The sequence below is a fragment of the Streptomyces sp. JNUCC 63 genome (assembly GCF_054366325.1).
In genome coordinates, this window is sequence record NZ_CM135963.1 from 688,890 (window position 1) to 707,797 (window position 18,908).

The window sequence follows — 18,908 nt, forward strand, 5'->3', positions numbered from 1 at the left end:
GGAGGTGTCCCGCATGACGCTCGACCGTGCCGCAGGCCTGGCCGAGACCGCCCGCGCCCTGGCCGCCGGGGAGGTGTCCTCCCGCGCGCTGGTCGAACAGACCCTGGCCCGGATCGAGGCGACGCAGCCCTCCCTGAACGCCTTCCGTATTGTCCGTGCCTCCTGCGCGCTCGCCGAAGCCGACGCCGCGGACCGGGAGTTGGCCGCCGGGGCGCGACTGCCGCTGCTCGGGGTGCCGGTGGCCGTGAAGGACGACATGGACGTGGCGGGCGAGCCGACCGCGTTCGGCTGCCGCGGGGACTTTCCGGTGGTGGCCGAGGACGGCGAGGCGGTACGGCGGCTGCGCGCGGCCGGGGCCGTGGTCGTCGGCAAGACCAACACCTGCGAGCTCGGCCAGTGGCCCTTCACCGAGGGGCCGGCCTTCGGCGCCACCCGCAACCCGTGGGTCACCGACCGCACTCCGGGCGGCTCCTCCGGCGGTTCGGCGGCAGCGGTGGCCGCCGGGCTGGTCCCGGCCGCGCTCGGCTCGGACGGCGCCGGCTCGGTGCGGATTCCGGCCGCCTGGACCCATCTGGTCGGCATCAAACCCCAGCGCGGCCGGGTCTCGACCTGGCCGCGCGGCGAGTCCTTCAACGGCATCACGGTCAACGGCACCCTGGCCCGTACGGTCGGCGACGCCGCCCTGCTGCTGGACGCGGCGAGCGGCAACCACCCGGACGACCCCCACCAGCCGCCCGCCGTGGACGTCGTCGCCGCCCTGGGCCGCGACCCCGGCCGGCTGCGCATCGCGCTCTCGCTCAAGCCGCCGTTCACCGCCCTGCCCGCGCGCCTGGACACCGAGGTGCGCGGCCGGGTCGTAGAACTTGCCCAGAAGCTCGGGGCGCTGGGGCACGAGGTGGAGGAGGCCGACCCGCCGTACGGGCAGATCGGGCTGGCCTTCGTGCCCCGCGCCGCCGCCGGGGTCGCCGAGCACGTCCGCGAGGTCCCGGACCCGGCGCTGCTCGACCCGCGCACCCACGGCTCCGCCCGGCTGGGCCGGCTGCTCGCCGGGGCCCCGCTGCGGGCGGCCCGGCGGGCCGAGGCGGTCCTGCACCGGCGCATCGGCCGCTTCTTCGACTCCTACGACGTGGTCCTCGCGCCCACGACGGCCGCTCCCCCGCCGCGGATCGGCGCGATGCTCGAACTCGGCGGCTGGGCCACCGACCGCGCGATGATCGCCGCCTGCCCCTACGCCTGGCCGTGGAACGTACTGGGCTGGCCGGGAGTGAACGTGCCCGCGGGATTCGCCGCCGGCGGTCTCCCGGTAGGCGCCCAGCTGCTCGGCCCGGCGAACAGCGAGCCGCTGCTGGTCTCGCTGGCCGCGCAGCTGGAGGCCGAACTGCGCTGGCACGAGAAGTGGCCCGAGCAACCGGCGCTCACGGACTCCCCGGTCGCCTGACCGGGAAATCCGCCGTGCGGCCGGCGACGGCGGTCACTGGTCGCGGCTCCCCCGGTCGCGCGGGGGCCACGGGCTTCCCCCTGGTGCCGCCGCGACCTCGCGGCCGGGTGCGGGGCGCCGCCCGGCGGACGCCGGAGTGTCGAACGGCTGCTGAGCCGGTCACCGACCGGGCTTGCCGAGACACGCTCCGGTCTCATCCCCGCCGACGGTGGCCTTCCGGGCAGGGCACCCCGCGGCCGTCCGACGTCACCCGTGCCTTCCGAACCGCCACGGCACGACGCCTGCGGGTACCGCGCCGCCGGTCGGCGCACGCAGCGGATGTGACGGCGCCACCACCGGGGAGTCGGCGGGCCCACGGCCGCGCTCCCTCCTGCCGGCCGGTCACACCGACACGAGGCGGATGCCCAGCGCGATCAGGACGCCGACCTTGGCGAGTTCCAGGGCCACGTACGCCAGGTGGCCGCGGGAGCGGGGGCCCTCCTCGCCGGCCAGGACCCGGTCGGACCTGCGGTTCAGCCGGGGGCGGACGAAGGCCAGCTGGGCGAGGAGCACCGCGGCCGTGGCCGCGGTGAGTCCGATGACCGACGCCGGGGCCGTACCCACGGCGACCGCGACGATCACGACGACGGCCAGCACCGTCTCCACCAGGTTCAGCGCCCGGAAGACCAGCCGGCCGATGCCCAGCCCGATGGGGATGGTCACGCCTGGGGCGCGGAACTTCAGCGGGGCCTCCAGGAAGGAGATGGCCAGCACCATGCCGAGCCAGACGAAGGTGACCGCGCTCGCCACGGTGGCCGACGTGGTGTCCATATCGATGCGTTGCCTTTCGGTCGTGTCAAGCGGGTCGTGTCACGCGGCGGGTGCCTCGGGCGGGCGGGCGGCCAAGTGGGCCAGGCAGGAGTCGGGTTCGGCGAACGGCTCCAGACCGGTCGCGGCCAGCGGGGCGCGCAGTTCGGCCAACGCCCCCTGCATCAGGCCCAGATGGACCGGGCACACCAACTGGCCGTACTCCTCGGCAAGTTCGAGGAAGGGGCAGTGACGCAGCCGGATCCGCTCCGGCGCCTTTCCGGCGCCGCCGCCCTCGGGTTCGGGGGCGAAGCCCAGGTCGTCGAGCAGGGTGAGGAGCCGGGCCGCCGAGCGCTCGGCCGTCGGCTGCCGCGAGGGCGGGAGCGGGTCGACCAGGAAGCCGCCCCACGCGCGGCCCGCCTCCGTCGCGGCCTCCCGTGCCCCGGGCCCCTGGGACGCCAGTTGCCCGAGCAGGATCTGCGCCAGGAGCCGGTAGCTGCGCGTCCCCCTGCGGTCCATGCCGGGGCGGGGGGTGTAGACGGTGCGGGGACGGCCGGGTCCCGAGGGCGCCTCGACCTGCCGGACGACCAGGCCCTCGGCCACCAGGGCGTCCAGGTGGAAGCGGACGGTGTTGGGGTGGACCCCGATCCGCTCGGCCGTCTCCGCGACGCCCAGCGGCCCGGCCGCGGCGCGCAGCACGTCCAGCACCTCGCGGCGGCGAGGGCTCTCCCGTGGGGTGGTCACGTCCACCCACCTCATTTCACCTACGGCGGTCGGTTTTTCACGAATCCTACATGTAATAATCGTAGGCCCGGGACGGGACCCGGACGAAAGAGGGGTGCGCCATGACATCGCCTTCCGCGCGCGGCACCGGGCCGGCCGACGGGACGGAGCCGGAACCGCGGGTCCTGTGCGACGCCCGGGCCCTGGCCGGCGATCCGCCGGTACCGGCCGGTGTGCTGTGGAAGCTGGACGAGCCCGGACGCCAGCTCGACGCGAACGTCGTGCGCCTGGCACCGGGCGGGAGCGTCGCGCCGCACCGCGAACCGGACCTGGACGTCCTGCTGTTCGTCGTCGCGGGCAGCGGCGTACTCGGCGCGGGCACCGGCGACGAGCCGCGGCGGCTGGCCGAGGGCGCGGCGGTCTGGCTGCCGCACGGCTCCACGCGCAGCCTCACCGCCGGCGAGGACGGCCTGGCCTACCTCACCGTCCACCGCCGCCGGCCCGGCATGCAGATCCGCCGCCGCGACGACACCTCCTGACCGGCACGGCGCCCGCTCCACGGCCGTACGCGGGTTGAGCAGCGCACGCCCGAAGTCGGCACGCTCCGGGGAACGTTCTAGGGTTCCCCCGTGACTGCCTTCACCGATGAGAACGTTCCCGGCCGTTACGGCCCCACCGCCACCACCGAGGCCGACCCCCGCCGGGTCGGCCGGGTGCGCACCGAGTACGCGCCCGCGCACGACGGCGACCCCGACCCCGGGGAGATCGTCTGGACCTGGGTGCCCTTCGAGGAGAACGACGGCCGGGGCAAGGACCGCCCGGTCCTGGTGGTGGCCCGGGAGGCCGCCGGCACGCTCCTCGCCGTACAGCTGTCCAGCAGGGCGCACGACGGAGACCGCGAGTGGGTGGCGATCGGGAACGGCCCTTGGGACCGCTCGGGCCGGGACTCCTGGGTGGACGTCGACCGGGTGCTGCGCCTGCACGAGGACGGCATGCGCCGTGAGGCGTGCGCGCTGGACCGCATGCGCTTCAACCTCGTCATACACCGACTGAGGGAGCGCTACGGCTGGACCTGAGAAGGTCCCGGCGGGCCGCCCACCGGGGCCTGACCGCGCGCCCCGGAGTCGCGGACAGGGAGATTCGACGCCAGGATTGTCACGGTCTGTACCCTTGTGCGGATCGGTCGGAGGGTTTTGGCTGGGACGGTGTGGCGCCGGCCCGGCCGACCGACCCGGGCCGGTGGCGTGCTGGAATCTCAGGAGGATCCTGACATGTCCGATTCGGCAAGTGGCTGTACGGGGCCCCGTACAGCCGTCACCGAAGCCGAGGCCGAGGCTCTGGTCAGCGGCATCTGCTTCAAGACCGGACCGCCCCGCTGTCTCGGGGTCGAAGTGGAATGGCTCGTCCATGAGCTGCGCACACCGCGGCTCCCCGTGACACCCGAACGTCTCGAAGCGGCCTACGCCGCACTGCGGACCGTGCCCCTGAGGTCGGCGCTCACCGTCGAACCCGGCGGCCAGCTGGAGCTGAGCTCGCCGCCCGCCGCCTCCCTGATGGAGTGCATCGGCACCGTCTCCGCGGATCTCGACGCCGTCCGCGCCGTACTGGCCAGGGACGGCCTCCGGCTCGTCGGCCTCGGCCACGACCCCTGGCACACCCCCCGCAGGTTCCTGCGCGAGCGGCGCTACGACGCCCTGGAGACCTGCCTGGACCGCGAGGGCCCGGCCGGCCGGCACATGATGTGCGCCTCGGCGTCCGTACAGGTGTGCGTCGACGCCGGGCACGAGGAGCCCGGGCCGCTCGGCCACGGGCGCCGCTGGTGGCTGGCGCACCAGCTGGGCGCGGTGCTGGTGGCCGCGTTCGCCAACTCCCCGCTGCTGGGGCAGAGGCCCACCGGCTGGCTCTCCACCCGGCAGCTGATATGGACGGAGATCGGCCCCGGCCGGGCCGGCGCTCCCCCGCTGAACGGCGATCCGCGCACCGCCTGGGCCCGGCACGTCCTGGACGCGCCGGTGATGTGCGTACGGCGCGACGACGGACCCTGGGAGGTGCCCGAGGGGCTGACCTTCCGGAAGTGGACCCGCGCGCGCCGCCCGAGGCCGCCCACCAGGGAGGATCTCGACTACCACCTCACCACGCTGTTCCCGCCGGTCAGACCGCGGGGCCACCTGGAGCTGCGGATGATCGACGCGCAGCCCGGCGACGACGGATGGATCGTGCCGCTCGCGGTCACTGCGGCGCTGTTCGACGACCCGCAGGCCGCCGAGACCGCCTACCGGGCGGTCAAGCCGCTCGCCGAGCGCTCCGGGCCGCGGCCCGCGCCGCACAACCCCCTGTGGACCGAGGCGGCCCGCACCGGGCTCGCCGACCCCGAGCTGCACGAGGCCGCCGTGGCCTGCTTCACGGCCGCCCTGGAGGCCCTGCCCCGGCTCGGCGCCTCCACCGAGGTCACGGACGCCGTCGCCGCGTTCCAGGACCGCTACGTCCGCAAGGGCCGCTGTCCCGCCGACGACCTGCTCGAACGATCGCGCGGCACGGACGGTCGCGCCCACGGGAAGGGTATAGCGACATGACCGATCCCGCCCTCGACGCCGATGCGCTGCGCGACCGGGTGCTGCGCTCGCTCACCACGGCCCGTGACCGCACCACGCTGCTGACCACCTGCGTGGAGGAGCCCGACCTCACCGCCCAGCACTCGCCGCTGATGTCCCCGCTGGTGTGGGATCTCGCCCACATCGGCAACCAGGAGGAGCTGTGGCTGCTGCGGACGGTCGGCGGCCGGGAGGCCCTGCGGCCCGAGATCGACAGCCTCTACGACGCCTTCGAGCACCCGCGCGCCGAACGCCCCTCACTGCCGCTGCTGGCCCCCGGCGAGGCCCGCGGCTACGCGGCCGAGGTGCGCGGCCGGGTGCTGGACCTGCTGGAGTCGACCGATTTCCACGGTACGCGGCTGACCGAGGCCGGCTTCGCCTTCGGCATGATCGCGCAGCACGAACAGCAGCACGACGAGACCATGCTGATCACCCATCAGCTCCGCAAGGGCCCGCAGGTCCTGACCGCCGACGACCCGCAGCCGGCGCCGCTGTTCACCGGTCCGGCCGAAGTCCTCGTCCCCGGCGGCCCGTTCACCATGGGCACCTCCACCGAGCCGTGGGCGCTGGACAACGAACGGCCCGCGCACGTAAGCGAGGTGGAGCCGTTCTGGATCGACACCACCCCGGTGGCGAACGGCGCGTACCTGGCGTTCATCGAGGACGGCGGTTACACCGACCCCCGCTGGTGGACACCGGACGGCTGGGCCCACATACGGCAGCACGAGATCACCGCGCCGCTGTACTGGCGGCGCGACGGCGGGCAGTGGCTCCGGCGCCGCTTCGGCGTCACCGAGGTGGTACCGCCCGACGAGCCGGTGCTGCACGTGTGCTGGTACGAGGCCGACGCCTACGCCCGCTGGGCCGGGCGCCGGCTGCCCACCGAGGCCGAGTGGGAGAAGGCGGCCCGCCACGACCCGGCCACCGACCGTTCGACGCGTTACCCGTGGGGCGACGCCGACCCCGCACCGGAGCACGCCAACCTCGGCCAGCGACACCTGCGCCCGGCCCCGGCCGGCAGCTATCCGGCAGGTGAGTCGCCCCTGGGCGTACGGCAGTTGATCGGCGACGTGTGGGAGTGGACGGCGAGCGACTTCCTTCCCTACCCGGGCTTCACCGCGTTCCCGTACAAGGAGTACTCGGAAGTGTTCTTCGGGCCGGAGTACAAGGTGCTGCGCGGCGGTTCGTTCGCCGTGGACCCGGTGGCCTGCCGGGGCACGTTCCGCAACTGGGACCACCCGATCCGGCGGCAGATCTTCTCCGGATTCCGCACGGCCCGCTCGGAGGACGTCTGATGTGCCGTCACCTGGCGTACCTGGGGCCCGAGGAGCCGCTCGGCCGGTACCTCGTGGAACCGGCCCACGGCCTGTACCGGCAGGCGTGGGCACCCCGGCACCAGCGGCACGGGACGGTCAACGCCGACGGCTTCGGGGTGGGCTGGTACGCCGAGGGCGACCCGGTGCCGGCCCGCTACCGCCGTGCCGGGCCCATCTGGGCCGACCCGTCCTTCGCCGACCTGGCCCGGGTGGTGCGCACCACGGCACTGCTCGCGGCGGTGCGGAACGCGACCCTTTCGGGCGCGGACGCGGAGGCCGCGGCGGCGCCGTTCGCCGCGGGGCGGTGGCTGTTCAGCCACAACGGCGCCGTCACCGGCTGGCCGGACTCGCTCGCCGCGGTGTCCCGCACTCTGCCGCCGCGGGACCTGCTGGAACTGGAGGCCCGCAACGACTCCGCGCTCGTGTGGGCGCTGGTGCTGGCCCGGCTGCGCGCCGGGGACGGGGCGGGCCAGGCGCTCGCCGACACCGTCCTGGAGGTCGCCGCGCCGGCCCCCGGCTCGCGGCTCAACCTGCTGCTCACCGACGGCGAGACGATCACCGCGACCGCCTGGGGCGACACCCTGTGGTACCTCGCCGGGCCCGGCCGCCGCACGGTGGTGGCCTCCGAACCCTGCGACGACGACCCGCGATGGCTTCAGGCCCCCGACCGCACACTGCTGACGGCCGACCGCACGGACGTCCTGCTCACCCCGCTCAAGGACCTCACCGAGGACCTGGCATCCGCACCATCCGAGGAGCCCCTTACGTGAGTGAGTTCCATGTCACCCGCATCCTGCCCGAGGACGCCATGGCCGCCGCGCTGCGCGCCGACGTCCTGCACGGCCTGACCTGCGACCCCAAGTCGCTGCCGCCGAAGTGGTTCTACGACGCGCACGGCAGCGAGCTGTTCGAGCGGATCACCGAACTGCCCGAGTACTACCCGACGCGCGCCGAACGCGGGATCCTCGCCGGCCGCGCCGCCGAGATCGCCGCGGCGCTGCCCGCCCGCACCCTGATCGAACTGGGCTCCGGCTCCTCGGAGAAGACGCGCTACCTGATCGACGCGCTGACCGGCCTGCGCACGTACGTCCCCGTCGACGTCAGCGACACCGCGCTGGAACAGGCCGGGCGGGCGCTGGCCGCCGAACGGCCGGGACTGCATGTGCACGCGCTGATCGCCGACTTCACCGCCGGCCTGACGCTGCCCGGCACTCCCGGCCCGCGCCTGCTGGCGTTCCTCGGCGGCACGATCGGCAACCTGCTGCCCGCCGAACGCGCCGCGTTCCTGGCCCAGGTGCGCGCCCTGCTCGCCCCCGGCGACGCGCTGCTGCTCGGCACGGACCTGGTCAAGGACGAGGACGTGCTGGTCAGGGCGTACGACGACGCGGCCGGGGTGACGGCCGCGTTCAACAAGAACGTCCTGAACGTGGTCAACCGCGAACTGGGCGCCGACTTCGAGCCGGACGCCTTCGACCACGTGGCGCTCTGGGACTCCGGCAACGAGTGGATCGAGATGCGGCTGCGCTCGCGCACCGCGCAGACCGTGAAGGTGCCCGCGCTCGATCTCGCCGTGGACTTCGCGGCGGGCGAGGAACTGCGCACCGAGGTGTCGGCGAAGTTCCGCAAGGAGGGAGTGAAAGAGGAACTGGCCGCCGCCGGACTGGAGTTGGCGCGGTGGTGGACGGACGGCGAGAAACGCTTCGCGCTGTCGCTGAGCGTGGCGCGGTGAGATCGCCGACCGGGGCCGGCGCTGTTTCCGGGCCGTCACCCCGGCGCCAGTTGCCCGGTGATCCGCTGTGAGGCGCGTCGGGCCGCGGTCGCCGGGTCGGCACCGGAGAGCACCTTCGTCATGTACTCCTTGATGGGGTTGTCGGCCTCGACCGCCGCCCACTGCGCCGTGTTGGGGGTCGCCCGGCCGTGCGCGGCGCCCGCCGCCATGGCCGCGACCCCCTCCTCGCCCGCCACGGCACCGGCGAGCGTCGTCTTGTTGGGGACGTAGTTCATGGTGCGGGCCAGGTCGGTGTTCCACTCGGCGCCGGTCAGGGCGGCGACGACGGCGACGGCGCCGTCCCGGTCGGCGGCGTTCCTGGGCACGACGAGGTCGGAGCCGCCGGTGAAGACGGCGCCCGGCCGGGCGGCGGTCCTGCCGGGAACGGGGAAGAAGCCCAGCTTGCCCTTGAGGGCGGGGCTCTTCTGTACGACGGTCCGGGCGAGACCGGGCACGGCCACGACCTGGGCCACCTTGCCGCCCGCGAACATCCCGGCCTGCGGCGGGTGTTCCTCGTCGGCGTCGACCGGGCCCCGGCCGAGTGCCTGCAACTGCCGGTAGAAGTCCATGCCGTGCAGTGCGACGGGTGTGTCCAGGGTGCCCTTCCATGCGCCGTCACTCTGCTCGGCGAGGTCGCCGCCCTCGTCCCAGATGAAGCCGGAGAGCGTGTACCAGTCCTGTCCGGCCAGGTAAATCCCCTGGTTGCCACCCGAGTTGAGCTTCCCGGTGGCGGCGATCCACTCGGCCCGGGTGCGCGGCGGGGAGGTGATGCCCGCCTCCTTGAACAGGTCCTTGCGGTAGATGACGACCCGGTTGGCCGCGTACCAGGGGATGCCGTACTGCGCGGAGTTGTCCAGCCCGGGTTCGGCCAGGCCGGGCAGCCAGTCGTCCATGCCCCAGTCCCGCATCGACTCCAGGGTCAGGTTGGTCAGCCTGCCGCCCTTGACGTACTGCGCGACCTGCGTGTTGCCGACCTCGATGACGTCGGGGCCACCGCTGCGGGAGTCCGCCCTGAGGGCGGCCTGCACCTTCGGGCCGATGCCGGTCCATTCCTGGATGCGGATGTCGAGGCGCAGGTCGCCGTGGGTGCGTTCGAAGTCCTCGGTGAAGCGGCGCAGGAAGTCGTCCGACGCGCTGCCCTTCATCAGCCACACGGTGACGGTGCGCCGCCCGCCGTCCCGCGACAGCACACCGCAGGCGCTGACCAGGCAGGCGGAGGCACACAGCAGGGCGAGGAGGCGGCGACGTCTCACGAGGGGTCCTGTTCTGTCCGAGGCGACGAAGGCATCCGAGGCACAGGGAAGGGGCCCGACGTGGGGGGAACGAGCAGGGCTCGTACGGGTGGCTGGAATCTTGGTACAGACCAATGCCGGGGTCAAGGGGAGGGGCCACGTGGAGTGCGGCCCACCGGCCGTACACCTCGCGCTCCGCCTCCGCGTACGGCACGGTGGAGTGACGCGTGCCACACGCGCGTGTGCGGTCCGCCACCCGCAGACCGCAGACCGCAGACCGCAGACCGCAGACCGCAGACCGTCGAGAGGAGCATCCGCATGACCGAGCACGTCTACCGGGTCACGGAGATCGTCGGCAGCTCGCACGAGGGCGTCGACCAGGCCATCCACAACGCCGTCGCACGCGCCTCGCAGACCCTGCGCAACCTTGACTGGTTCGAGGTGACCCAGGTCAGGGGCCGGATCGAGAACGGGCAGATCGAGCACTACCAGGTGGGCCTGAAGGTCGGCTTCCGGATCGAGGACACGAGCTGAGGACACGAACCGGCACCGGCGGCCGCTCAGGTCCGCCCCTCGCGCTCCTGCGCGGCCCTCAGCTCGGCCGACGGAGCCGCCCAGCGGGCACGCAGGACGGGGAACCCCGCCCGCTCGGCGTCCTCGCACACCAGCTCGTCGTCGTCCACGAGGACACGGATCTCCCGGTCACGGGCGAGCCGGCGCAGGATCTCCAGCTTGGTGCGGCGGGCCGGCCTGCGGTCGGCGTCGCGCCGCATGTGGACCCGCCCCTCGGGCAGCCCGTGCGCGGCGAGCCAGTCCAGCGTGTCCCGGCGGCACCGCTCGGGCCGCCCGGTGAGATAGACGATCTCGCACTCGGCCTCACTCTCCCGGACCAGCTCGACGCCCTGCTCGATCGGCGGGTCCGCGGGCGCCGCGGCGAAGAAGGCGTCCCAGTCGCGCGGCCGACGCGCGAGGAGCCGCTGCCGGTGCGCGGTGTCGGCGAGGGTGTTGTCCAGGTCGAACACGGCGAGCGGCCGCCTGCTGCTGTCCGTCACGGACCCACCGTAGTGTGGCCCTCCTTCCCGGTTGTGGCCACCGCCCGGATGCGGGCCGGGGGCCCACGACCGATGCTGGTTACATGTCCGGACCACTGCCCGTGATCGTGCACCCGCCCTCCCCGACGGGCGGCCGGCGCGTGCGCGTGAACGGCGAGATACTGGGGCTGGCCTACAGCGTCGCGGACGTCGCCGAGTTCCTGAGCCGCGCCGGTTTCGAGGTCGACCCGATGGAGGTCTCGGTCTCCCCGCTCATCGACTGGCGCGGGGTCGGCCCGGAGTACTGGGGCCCGGAGCCCCGGAACCCGTCCGGCTGACCGCCCCGGAACCCGTCCGGCTGACCGCCGCGGGAATCCTGGGGACGCCCCCGCGTTGAACCGGGTGTGAGCTCCCTGATCGCCTCCACCCGCTTCTCCGTCCTCGACCGCTCCCGCACCCGCGAGGGCCACCCGCCCGCCGAGGCCCTGCGGGACACGGTACGGCTGGCGCGGGAGGTGGAGGCACTGGGCTACCACCGCTTCTGGGTGTCGGAACACCACGGCGTACCGGGCGTCGCCGGCTCCGCACCCACGGTACTGGCCGCCGCGGTCGCCGCGGCCACCCGCACGATCCGGGTCGGCACCGGCGGGGTGATGCTCCCCAACCACCAGCCCCTGGTCGTGGCCGAACAGTTCGGCGTCCTGGAGTCCCTCCACCCCGGCCGCGTCGACATGGGCCTCGGCCGCTCGGTCGGCTTCACCGACGGCGTGCGCAGAGCCCTGGGCCGCGGCAAGCACGCGGCAGCGGACTTCGCGGAGCAACTGGCCGAACTCCTCGGCTGGTTCGAAGGCACGTCGCCGACCGGCGTCCACGCCCGCCCCACCGAGGGCCTGCGGGTCCCGCCCTTCGTCCTGGCCCTGAACGAGGGCGCGGCCATCGCCGCCGAGGCGGGCCTCCCCCTGGTCATCGGCGACCTGCGCAACCGCGAGAAGACGCAACGCGGCATAGACCGTTACCGCGCGGCCTTCCGCCCCTCCCCCTGGGCCCGGGCCCCTTACGTCATCGTCTCCGGCACGATCGCGGTGGCCCCCACCGCCGAGGAGGCCCACCGCCTCCTGATCCCGGAAGCCTGGTCCATGGCCCACGCCCGCACCCACGGCACGTTCCCGCCCCTGCCGCCCGCCGAACGCGTCGGGTCCCTGCCGATGACCGCCAGGGAACGCGGCTTCTACGAGTCGGGGCTGACCGGCCACCTGGCCGGCACGGAGGACCAGGTCGCGGCCGCACTGGAGACGCTCCTCAAGGAGACCGGTGCCCAGGAAGTCCTCGTCACCACGAGCACGTACGACCGTGACGCCCTGCTGGACTCCTACCGGCGGCTGGCACGGATCTTCACGGCATAGGCCGCAGTATCCCGAGCCGTTGCAGCTCGACGACGTGCTCTGCCGCACGCCGGGGGGCGTCACCGCCGTCCACGAGGACTCCCGCCTCGATGTTGCGCCGCGACGCGGACTCGGTGAGATTGGCACTGCCCAGGAAGAGGACGCGACGGTCGGCAACCGCGAGTTTGGCGTGCTGGCGCGAGTGGGCGTGCGCGAAGCCGTCACGCGCCCAGTGCCACAGCCGCAGCCCGGGGACGGACGCGAACGCGTCGGCCGGTTCGGGGCCCGAGAGAAGGCCACGCGCGCCGGCCAGTGTCTCGACCACGATGTGCGTCTCCACGCCCCGGGACGCGGCCTCGGTCAGGGCGCGCGTCAGCGCCGGGTACGGGCGGGCCGCGTAGGTCATGGCCAGCAGTTCGTCGCGGGCCTGGTCGATGACTTCGACCAGCACCTGGGCGGTGGCGCGCACCGGGACGGCCGGCGTCGAGGGCCCGCTCCACACGGTGCGCACCTGGACCAGGTCCCGCGCCCGCAGCGTGGCGGCGACGTAGCCCCGCACGTAGGCGGCCGCCTCGGTCGGCGGGACCGACTCCGCCTCCATGGCGTCGTACAGCCGCGTGATGGCGGCGCCGGCCCCCGGGGTCGTCAACTCGGTCAACGCCCTTTCCCTGGCCCGTTGTTGCGCCAGCAGGCCGACGAGGTCCTTGCTGCGGGAGAGCCCGAGGACCGCCACCACGGCTTCGGCAGCGGTCTCGAACCGGTGTCGGCTCACGGCAGCAGGCCGACCGGTGTCAGTACCGGTTCCTTCTCACCGGACAGCGGGACGAGGAAGCGGCGGTCCAGGAACCGGTTCCCGCGTTCGCAGGTGGTTTCCGACACGAACAGGCAGACGTGGCAGGCGGCTCCGTGAAGGTAGTCCCCGGGGTCGTGCGGCAGGCGTTCGGAGCAGAGCGGGTCGGCCGAACAGTGCCCGGCGTCCGCCAGGGCACGCCGTACGATCCGGTCGAACTCGCGCTCCTCGGCGAGGGAGACCAGGCCGCCGAGTGTTCCCTCGGAGTCCGGAACGGCGGTGTAGATGAGGATGCCGGTTCTCGGGTTCTGGTCGTCTCCCGCGTAGATCCGCTCGGCGAGGGCGGCCGAGTTGTAGCCGCACTCCAGGGCGATGGTGCGGATCAGCAGATGGGAGAGGGTGTGCAGGGCGATGTACCGTGGCCCGGGCCAGCCCTGGTAGGGGTCGAAGTCGCTGGTCATGCGGTCCGACTTGCGGTTGGCGCGGAACCGGCCGTACGCCTCTCGATGCGCCTCCATCTGCGGTGACTTCTCCATGCGGGCCACCCAGTCGGTCATCAGGTCGTCCCGCACCAGTACGAAGACGCCCTCGCCGCACACCTCACTGGCCGGTACCCACCTCTGCCTGCCGCGGGACAGTTCCACGCGGGTGGCGATCTCCGGCGACTCGGGGTCGGGGGCGTCGAGCCGGGTGAACCCGATCAAGGCGCGGGCCTCGCGCAGCCGTTCGACCTGGCGGAGGTCGGAGAAGAAGTCTTCCAGGTGTGCGGGAACCGGGACCTGCCGCAACGCGAAGTCGTCGCTGGGCGTCGGGAGGGGGCCGGAGAGCGCGTCCCATTCGGGGCCGAAGAGGTCGGCCTGGACCTCCGGCGCGGAGGGCGCGGGTCCGTCGGCGCCCTGCTTGCGCGCCGTGACGGCCGCGAAGACCGCATCGGCGTCGAACTCCTTGAGGAACCCGTACGCGGGCAGGCCGGCCATGAAGTCGAGCTGGCTCCGGTCCGTGATGGTCTGCAGTTCGGGCCAGTGGTCGTCGAGGAGCTTGTCGATGTCCCCGCCCTGTCCCTTGGGCAGGGCCAGGGCGCTGAGGGTGAGCGGGAACCACTGGTTGGACGCGCCCGCGACCATGAGGACCGGGTCGCGGTCGCAGCCGTTCGGCTCGTACGTGCCCAGGTGCGGGTGGCGTCCGCGGCACCGGGGCAGTTTGCGGCGGCCCCGTTCGCCCATGGCCTCCCGGATGTTGCGCTTGCCGCCGCAGGCCACGCACTCGATGGTCACGTTGGCGGCCTGGTTGCCTCCGTGGTCCTTCATGCGCAGCTTCGGGCGCGGCATCTTGCCGCACGCCTGTCCGTGGTGGACGTAGGCGGTGTAGGGGAACTCGTCGAGGTGGCCGTTCGTGCAGACCAGGGTGAAGCGGGCGGCCACCGCGAGCGGTTTCCCCCCGCGCTTGCAGTCGTGGACGAACCGTGCCTCGTGCGGTGCGCGCGGATTGGAGTTGACGAAGGCGAACTCGTCGGAGTCGACCGCCGCGAGAACGTTGCAGGCGGTGCAGCGCAGCCACTGGGGAAACGGTGTGACGGGCACCCCGACTCCCTGGGCGGCGAAACCTCTCGGGTCGGTGTCCCCGCCCTCCAGCCAGGGCGCGGCGCGCAACTGGTCGATCTGGCCGCGCCCGTAGCGCTGGAGGGACCGGTTGACGGCGGCACGCAGCCGGGGTTCGTCGATGTCGCAGTCGGTGACGCCTGAATAGCTCCAGAAGTCGAGCCCCTTGACCAGGACGGAGAAGTTCGGCAGGTCGACGAGGGAGCCGATGCCGGCGGTGAACATCAGGTGGCTGGGGCGGACCGCGCCGACCTTGCGGTTGGGGTTGCTGCTCATCGCTGTGCCTTCCTGGCCGGGGCGGCGGTGGTGGGGCCGTATTCGTCGCTGTCCACGGTGGCTGCCGTGTCGTGGTCGGTGTCCGGTCCGGTTTCGGACGCGCCGAAGTTCCAGTCGGGTCCGGCTCCCGAGGGTTCGTCGAGGAAGCCGCCGCCGGGGACCAGGAGGTTGATCTCGTTCTCGGTCTCGCGCATGGACATGCCGACGGTGAGCTCGGTCCACCGGGTGCCGTCGGCCCGCTTCAGCAGTCCGTCCACGGTCGTGGTCTTGTGCTTCTCCTTGCGGTAGCCGAGAGAGGAACTGCTCTCGTCGCGCTTGCGGCGCCATTCGTCCTTGAGCCGGTCCAGCCGTTCGCTCAGGTACTGCCGGGCGCGTTCACGGCCGACGCGTTCGGCCCGTTCCAGGAGCCGCCGTTCGACGTCCTGGGCGAGCGGCCCGTCCAGGTCGACGGTGTGGGCGTCCAGGTTGCGGGAGGTGTCGTACGCGGCCTGCCGCAGCGCGGCGACGTAGGTGGCGGCGACGCCCCGGTCGAGGGCGCGGCGGGTGAACGGGGTGACGGACAGGGCCTCGACCTGGCGGTAGAAGGTGGCGTGGTAGTGCTCGAAGTCCTCGAAGTGGGCGAGATCCCGCGGGCGTGACCAGTTGTAGAGGGTGACGACGAGACCGGGGCGGGCGGCGTCACGGCCCACGCGCGAGGAGGCCTGGATGTACTCGGCGGTGTTCTTGGGCTGGCCGACCACCAGCATCAGACCGAACCGGGAGACGTCGACGCCCACTTGCAGCATGGAGGTGGCGAGAACGACATCGACGGCCTGGCGGGCCATCGGGGTCATCGTGGCGCGGGGCTCGCGCTTCTCCTTCATGGCGACCGCGTACTCGCGGAAGAACGCGCGGCGCCGTACGGAGGTGTCGCGCTCGGGGTCGAACTCGGTCTCCAGGCGTTTGAGCGCGGCGCCGATGTCGGCGGAGGAGATACGTGAGGTCAGTTCCTGGATGCTGAGCATGCCGGTCCTGCTGACGATGCGGTCGGCCAGGGTTTCCTGGCCCTTGCGGCCGCCGTTGGAGCGCACACGGGTGGTGATGTCGTCGTCCATGTACCGGCGCATGCCGGCGAGTTCGCGGGTGGCGTTGAAGTAGCCGACGAGGGTCATGTAAGGGTCGGCCGGCCTGCCGTGGTCGTCGAAGAGCTGTTGTGCCGCGAGCAGGAGGATCTCGGCGACCCGGATCTCCGCGGCCTTCAGGCGCGTACCGTGCGCGCACACGCCCAGGTAGCGGCGGCCGGGGTTCTGGCGGCTCAGCTCCACCTGGCGGGAGAAGAAGGTGTCACCGGCGTCCAGGACCTGCGGCGGGAAGACGGCGACCTTGCGGCCGAAGACGCCCAGCACCTGGTCGGCGGCCCGCTTGGTGGTCGCCGTCGATGCGACGATCTTGGGCCCGACCTCGTGGCGCTCCCCGCGGGCGTCGGTGAAGCTCCAGGTGCACAGCTGGTCGACGGCGGCTTCGAAGAGACCGACGGTGGTGCCGAGCGCGCCGGAGATGAGGTGCAGCTCGTCCTGGATGATCAGGTCCGGCGGACGCAGGCGGGTGACGGGCTGCGCGGTGACTCCGGGAAGGCTGCCCTTGGCGTTGTGGCGGCCGCCGCATCCGGTCTTGGCGTCGAGGTCGTCGTGGCGGTAGCCGTGCCGGGGGCAGAGCTCGGTGACCCTGCCGAACAGCAGTCCGGCGTACCCGTTCCACGGAAGCTGGGCGAACTTGTCCACCGTGGCGATCAGCAGCGACGGGGCGAGGCGGTAGATCTCCTCGTCGACGGTGAGCACGGGGACGCCCTCGCCGGGCGCCTCGCGCCGTGAGAAGGGACAGCGGTCCTCGCCCTCTCCTCGCGGGCAGTACAGCAGGACCCGGCGCCGTCCCTCGTCGTACTCCATGTGCGCGCGGGCGGTCAGTCCGGTCCCGCACCACGGGCAGGTGAGCACCTGCAGCACCCGGGCGTGCTTGTCGCTGGCGCTCTCCCGGGCCTCGGCGATCTGGTCCTTGGCCTCGTCGAACCAGTTGGGCGAGACGGAGGTTCCGACCCACAGTCCGATGCGGAACGGGGTGGCGCCCCAGCGGACGTCCCGCGCGAACTCCTCCCGGCGCAGCACCTCGCAGGCGCTGACCAGGGCCGCGGCGCGCTGAAACTGCTGTGCGGTCAGCAGGCGCAGGGTGTAGCGCATGAGGACGCCCACGCCCGCCTCGCCGCTGCGGGCCTGCGCTCCGGAGCCGACCGTGCCCTGCAGTCGGCGCAGCGCGAAGGTGTAGGCGGCAAGGCCCAGGTACGCCTCGGTCTTGCCACCACCGGTCGGGAAGAACAGCAGGTCGACGAGTGCCTCGCGGCCGGTGCCGCGGTGCGGGTGTCCCGGCCGGCTGAGGGAGTCGAGGTTCAGCAGGACGAAGGCGAGCTGGAACGGGCGCCAGCTGGCCGCCGCCTTGCCCTTGGCATGGATCTCGTCGTACGCCTCCCGGTATGAGGCGGGATCGTCCTCACGGCCGGCCCGGGCGGCGGCTACGGCGGTGTTGCGGCGCTGGAGTGCCATGGCCCGGTTGGCGAACCGGAAGGCCTCCAGGGCGGTGTCGTCGGCCACGAGCCGGTCGATGCCGAGCGTTGTCCGGTCGCAGATGTCCAGCGCCTGGTCGATGGCGGCTTCGGCTGATTCCCGCAGGTCGTCGGGGAGAGTACGGGCCTTGTTCCGCTGCTGTTCGAGCCAGGTGCCGTAGCCGTCGGCCAGCGGGGCGAGGGCGGCGCTGAGTTCGGTCCGGCGGGCGGGCACCGCGAGGGCGGCGAGTTCGTCCATGCCCAGTTCGAGCCCGCGGAGCAGGTCCTGCTCCTCAAGGGTCGGTGCGGTGGTGGCCCGGACGTCGTACTCCGGGAGCCAGGTGGTGGTCAGGCGGTGGGCGTTGCGCTCGCCGTCGCGCACGTGGGCGTGCACGGCCACGTTGCGGCCGCCTGCGTGGCTGAGGCTGTCCCGGTGGAGAAGGCGGAGCCGCCGGTCCTCGGCGTCCTCGGGCGCGTTGCCGCGGTTGGCCGGGTCGAGCGGGTCGTCGACGGGGAGGAAGACGGCTGCCTGGTCGTCGGGAAACGCGGTGACGTCGATCCCGGTCTGGAACAGCCAGTGGGCGTCGCGGGCGTCGCGGCTGTCCTGCTGCCGGTTCACGAGGGCGAGTTCGACCACCCGCAGGTCCTCGGCTCCGGTCCGGCCCGGGTGCTGCCGTACCTGTACGTCCAGGACGAGGCGTCGCCCTCGAGTTCGCGCGTCCGGTTCCCGGTGCCGGTCACGTCGACGTCCACCACGTGCCGGACCGGCTCACGCGACCAGACCCTGCGGGTCGTGCCCCGGTCCGTCGCCTCCTCCGACTGCGTGTAGCGCCCCCAGCGGACCTCGGCGGTGAGCGTGCCGACCGAGGCGGGGACCGTGAAGGACAGTCCCATGGACGATGCCCGGATGTGGCCGGCGGCCTGTGGACTGAGCCGGTCCTGGAGGCCGGTGTCGTCGCCTTCCTGCTCGTCGCCCGAGTCGCCGTCCGCGCTCTGGGCGGCCGCGCGGGCGATCCGGTCCGTGGTGACGGTGTCGGGCCGCGGCCCGAGCATGCCGACGAGATAGCGGTCGCGCGGTCCGGAGGACTCGCTCGGCAGGGTCTCCGTCTCGCCGTCCCAGGGCCCGAGCAGATCGCGGCGGATGTAGGTCACCAGTCCGTCCCGCACCGTGTACGAGTCCCCGGCACGGAACGTCTGGGGGACTTCGTCGAGCGGGTGCGGGACAGCGGCCTGGGCAGGCTGGGCCGGCATGAAGGGTCCTTCCGGACAGGTCCGATGGGCGCGAGCGTGGAGTGCTCCAACAACATGAGCAATATAGTGCGTTGACTCAGTTCACACAATGAGTAGGGGAAGGGCCCATCACTCGAAGCCGGACCGGGTCTCTAGTCTGGTCCCCGACCGCCAC

Annotated in this window: 18 protein-coding genes; 10 read left to right on the top strand and 8 right to left on the bottom strand. The window is 73.0% G+C overall.

The genetic code is table 11. The annotated features are described in order from the left end of the window. Positions 1–13 precede the first annotated feature (13 nt). Positions 14–1,438, top strand: a complete 1,425-nt coding sequence (locus tag ACX25U_RS03220) for an amidase (RefSeq protein WP_454388855.1) — start codon at positions 14–16, stop codon at positions 1,436–1,438. A gap of 381 nt (positions 1,439–1,819) precedes the next feature. On the opposite strand, the gene ACX25U_RS03225 is transcribed toward ACX25U_RS03220, so the two are convergent. Both ACX25U_RS03225 and ACX25U_RS03230 read right to left on the bottom strand, forming a co-directional pair. Further along, the gene (locus ACX25U_RS03225) at positions 1,820–2,248 is read right to left on the bottom strand and encodes a hypothetical protein (RefSeq protein WP_454388857.1); all 429 of its coding nucleotides are present in this window, start codon (positions 2,246–2,248) and stop codon (positions 1,820–1,822) included. Between the two features lie 39 nt (positions 2,249–2,287). Beyond that, positions 2,288–2,968: a helix-turn-helix transcriptional regulator gene (locus ACX25U_RS03230; RefSeq protein ID WP_454388859.1), complete on the bottom strand. Its 681-nt coding sequence runs from the start codon at positions 2,966–2,968 to the stop codon at positions 2,288–2,290. A 101-nt stretch (positions 2,969–3,069) separates the two neighbouring features. Here ACX25U_RS03230 and ACX25U_RS03235 point away from each other — a divergent pair, with 101 nt between their 5' ends. From ACX25U_RS03235 to egtD, 6 genes are all read left to right on the top strand, one after another. Beyond that, positions 3,070–3,486 carry a hypothetical protein gene (locus tag ACX25U_RS03235; protein WP_454388861.1) on the top strand — a complete coding sequence of 139 codons (417 nt, stop codon included), beginning with the start codon at positions 3,070–3,072 and terminating at the stop codon, positions 3,484–3,486. A gap of 90 nt (positions 3,487–3,576) precedes the next feature. Continuing rightward, a complete protein-coding gene (locus ACX25U_RS03240; RefSeq protein ID WP_454388863.1) occupies positions 3,577–4,023 on the top strand; it encodes a type II toxin-antitoxin system PemK/MazF family toxin in 447 nt (148 codons plus the stop codon). Positions 4,024–4,218: 195 nt separating this feature from the next. Continuing rightward, on the top strand, positions 4,219–5,520 hold the full coding sequence (gene egtA, locus ACX25U_RS03245; RefSeq protein WP_454388865.1) for an ergothioneine biosynthesis glutamate--cysteine ligase EgtA: 1,302 nt from the start codon (positions 4,219–4,221) through the stop codon (positions 5,518–5,520). Further along, on the top strand, positions 5,517–6,833 hold the full coding sequence (egtB, locus tag ACX25U_RS03250) for an ergothioneine biosynthesis protein EgtB (RefSeq protein WP_454388867.1): 1,317 nt from the start codon (positions 5,517–5,519) through the stop codon (positions 6,831–6,833). The genes egtA and egtB overlap by 4 nt, the downstream gene beginning before the upstream one ends. Next, positions 6,833–7,624 carry an ergothioneine biosynthesis protein EgtC gene (gene egtC / locus ACX25U_RS03255; RefSeq protein WP_454388869.1) on the top strand — a complete coding sequence of 264 codons (792 nt, stop codon included), beginning with the start codon at positions 6,833–6,835 and terminating at the stop codon, positions 7,622–7,624. Before egtB ends, egtC begins: the two co-directional genes overlap by 1 nt. Then, positions 7,621–8,583, top strand: coding sequence for an L-histidine N(alpha)-methyltransferase (gene egtD, locus ACX25U_RS03260; protein ID WP_454388871.1), 963 nt, complete (start codon positions 7,621–7,623; stop codon positions 8,581–8,583). Before egtC ends, egtD begins: the two co-directional genes overlap by 4 nt. A gap of 35 nt (positions 8,584–8,618) precedes the next feature. On the opposite strand, the gene ACX25U_RS03265 is transcribed toward egtD, so the two are convergent. Continuing rightward, positions 8,619–9,875, bottom strand: a complete 1,257-nt coding sequence (locus tag ACX25U_RS03265; protein ID WP_454388872.1) for an extracellular solute-binding protein — start codon at positions 9,873–9,875, stop codon at positions 8,619–8,621. Positions 9,876–10,172: 297 nt separating this feature from the next. Here ACX25U_RS03265 and ACX25U_RS03270 point away from each other — a divergent pair, with 297 nt between their 5' ends. Further along, positions 10,173–10,388 (top strand): dodecin, encoded by a 216-nt coding sequence (locus tag ACX25U_RS03270; protein WP_454388874.1) that lies wholly within the window; start codon positions 10,173–10,175, stop codon positions 10,386–10,388. Between the two features lie 26 nt (positions 10,389–10,414). On the opposite strand, the gene ACX25U_RS03275 is transcribed toward ACX25U_RS03270, so the two are convergent. Then, entirely contained in the window at positions 10,415–10,906 is a 492-nt protein-coding gene (locus ACX25U_RS03275; protein ID WP_454388876.1) for a phosphatase domain-containing protein, read from the bottom strand. Positions 10,907–10,989: 83 nt separating this feature from the next. Here ACX25U_RS03275 and ACX25U_RS03280 point away from each other — a divergent pair, with 83 nt between their 5' ends. Next, positions 10,990–11,223 carry a hypothetical protein gene (locus tag ACX25U_RS03280; protein WP_454388877.1) on the top strand — a complete coding sequence of 78 codons (234 nt, stop codon included), beginning with the start codon at positions 10,990–10,992 and terminating at the stop codon, positions 11,221–11,223. A gap of 66 nt (positions 11,224–11,289) precedes the next feature. Beyond that, positions 11,290–12,288 (top strand): LLM class flavin-dependent oxidoreductase, encoded by a 999-nt coding sequence (locus ACX25U_RS03285; protein ID WP_454388879.1) that lies wholly within the window; start codon positions 11,290–11,292, stop codon positions 12,286–12,288. Here the strand turns inward: ACX25U_RS03285 and drmC are convergent. Genes drmC through ACX25U_RS03305 form a run of 4 tightly spaced genes read right to left on the bottom strand, consistent with a single transcriptional unit; the run spans position 12,278 to position 18,754 of the window. After that, on the bottom strand, positions 12,278–13,039 hold the full coding sequence (drmC, locus tag ACX25U_RS03290) for a DISARM system phospholipase D-like protein DrmC (protein ID WP_454388881.1): 762 nt from the start codon (positions 13,037–13,039) through the stop codon (positions 12,278–12,280). The genes ACX25U_RS03285 and drmC overlap by 11 nt on opposite strands. Next, positions 13,036–14,931: a DrmB family protein gene (gene drmB, locus ACX25U_RS03295; RefSeq protein ID WP_454388883.1), complete on the bottom strand. Its 1,896-nt coding sequence runs from the start codon at positions 14,929–14,931 to the stop codon at positions 13,036–13,038. The genes drmC and drmB overlap by 4 nt, the downstream gene beginning before the upstream one ends. Next, positions 14,928–18,194, bottom strand: a complete 3,267-nt coding sequence (gene drmA / locus ACX25U_RS03300; protein WP_454394788.1) for a DISARM system helicase DrmA — start codon at positions 18,192–18,194, stop codon at positions 14,928–14,930. Before drmA ends, drmB begins: the two co-directional genes overlap by 4 nt. Beyond that, positions 18,119–18,754, bottom strand: coding sequence for a hypothetical protein (locus ACX25U_RS03305; protein WP_454388884.1), 636 nt, complete (start codon positions 18,752–18,754; stop codon positions 18,119–18,121). The genes drmA and ACX25U_RS03305 overlap by 76 nt, the downstream gene beginning before the upstream one ends. Positions 18,755–18,908: the final 154 nt, after the last annotated feature.

Excerpts from the sequence above, each read along its gene's own strand:
- ACX25U_RS03225 (WP_454388857.1), bottom strand. The coding sequence starts at position 2,248 with ATGGACACCACGTCGGCCACCGTGGCGAGCGCGGTCACCTTCGTCTGG.
- ACX25U_RS03270 (WP_454388874.1), top strand. The coding sequence starts at position 10,173 with ATGACCGAGCACGTCTACCGGGTCACGGAGATCGTCGGCAGCTCGCAC.
- ACX25U_RS03235 (WP_454388861.1), top strand. The coding sequence starts at position 3,070 with ATGACATCGCCTTCCGCGCGCGGCACCGGGCCGGCCGACGGGACGGAG.
- ACX25U_RS03280 (WP_454388877.1), top strand. The coding sequence starts at position 10,990 with ATGTCCGGACCACTGCCCGTGATCGTGCACCCGCCCTCCCCGACGGGC.
- egtB (WP_454388867.1), top strand. The coding sequence starts at position 5,517 with ATGACCGATCCCGCCCTCGACGCCGATGCGCTGCGCGACCGGGTGCTG.
- ACX25U_RS03305 (WP_454388884.1), bottom strand. The coding sequence starts at position 18,754 with ATGCCGGCCCAGCCTGCCCAGGCCGCTGTCCCGCACCCGCTCGACGAA.
- ACX25U_RS03220 (WP_454388855.1), top strand. The coding sequence starts at position 14 with ATGACGCTCGACCGTGCCGCAGGCCTGGCCGAGACCGCCCGCGCCCTG.
- egtC (WP_454388869.1), top strand. The coding sequence starts at position 6,833 with ATGTGCCGTCACCTGGCGTACCTGGGGCCCGAGGAGCCGCTCGGCCGG.
- drmB (WP_454388883.1), bottom strand. The coding sequence starts at position 14,931 with ATGAGCAGCAACCCCAACCGCAAGGTCGGCGCGGTCCGCCCCAGCCAC.
- egtA (WP_454388865.1), top strand. The coding sequence starts at position 4,219 with ATGTCCGATTCGGCAAGTGGCTGTACGGGGCCCCGTACAGCCGTCACC.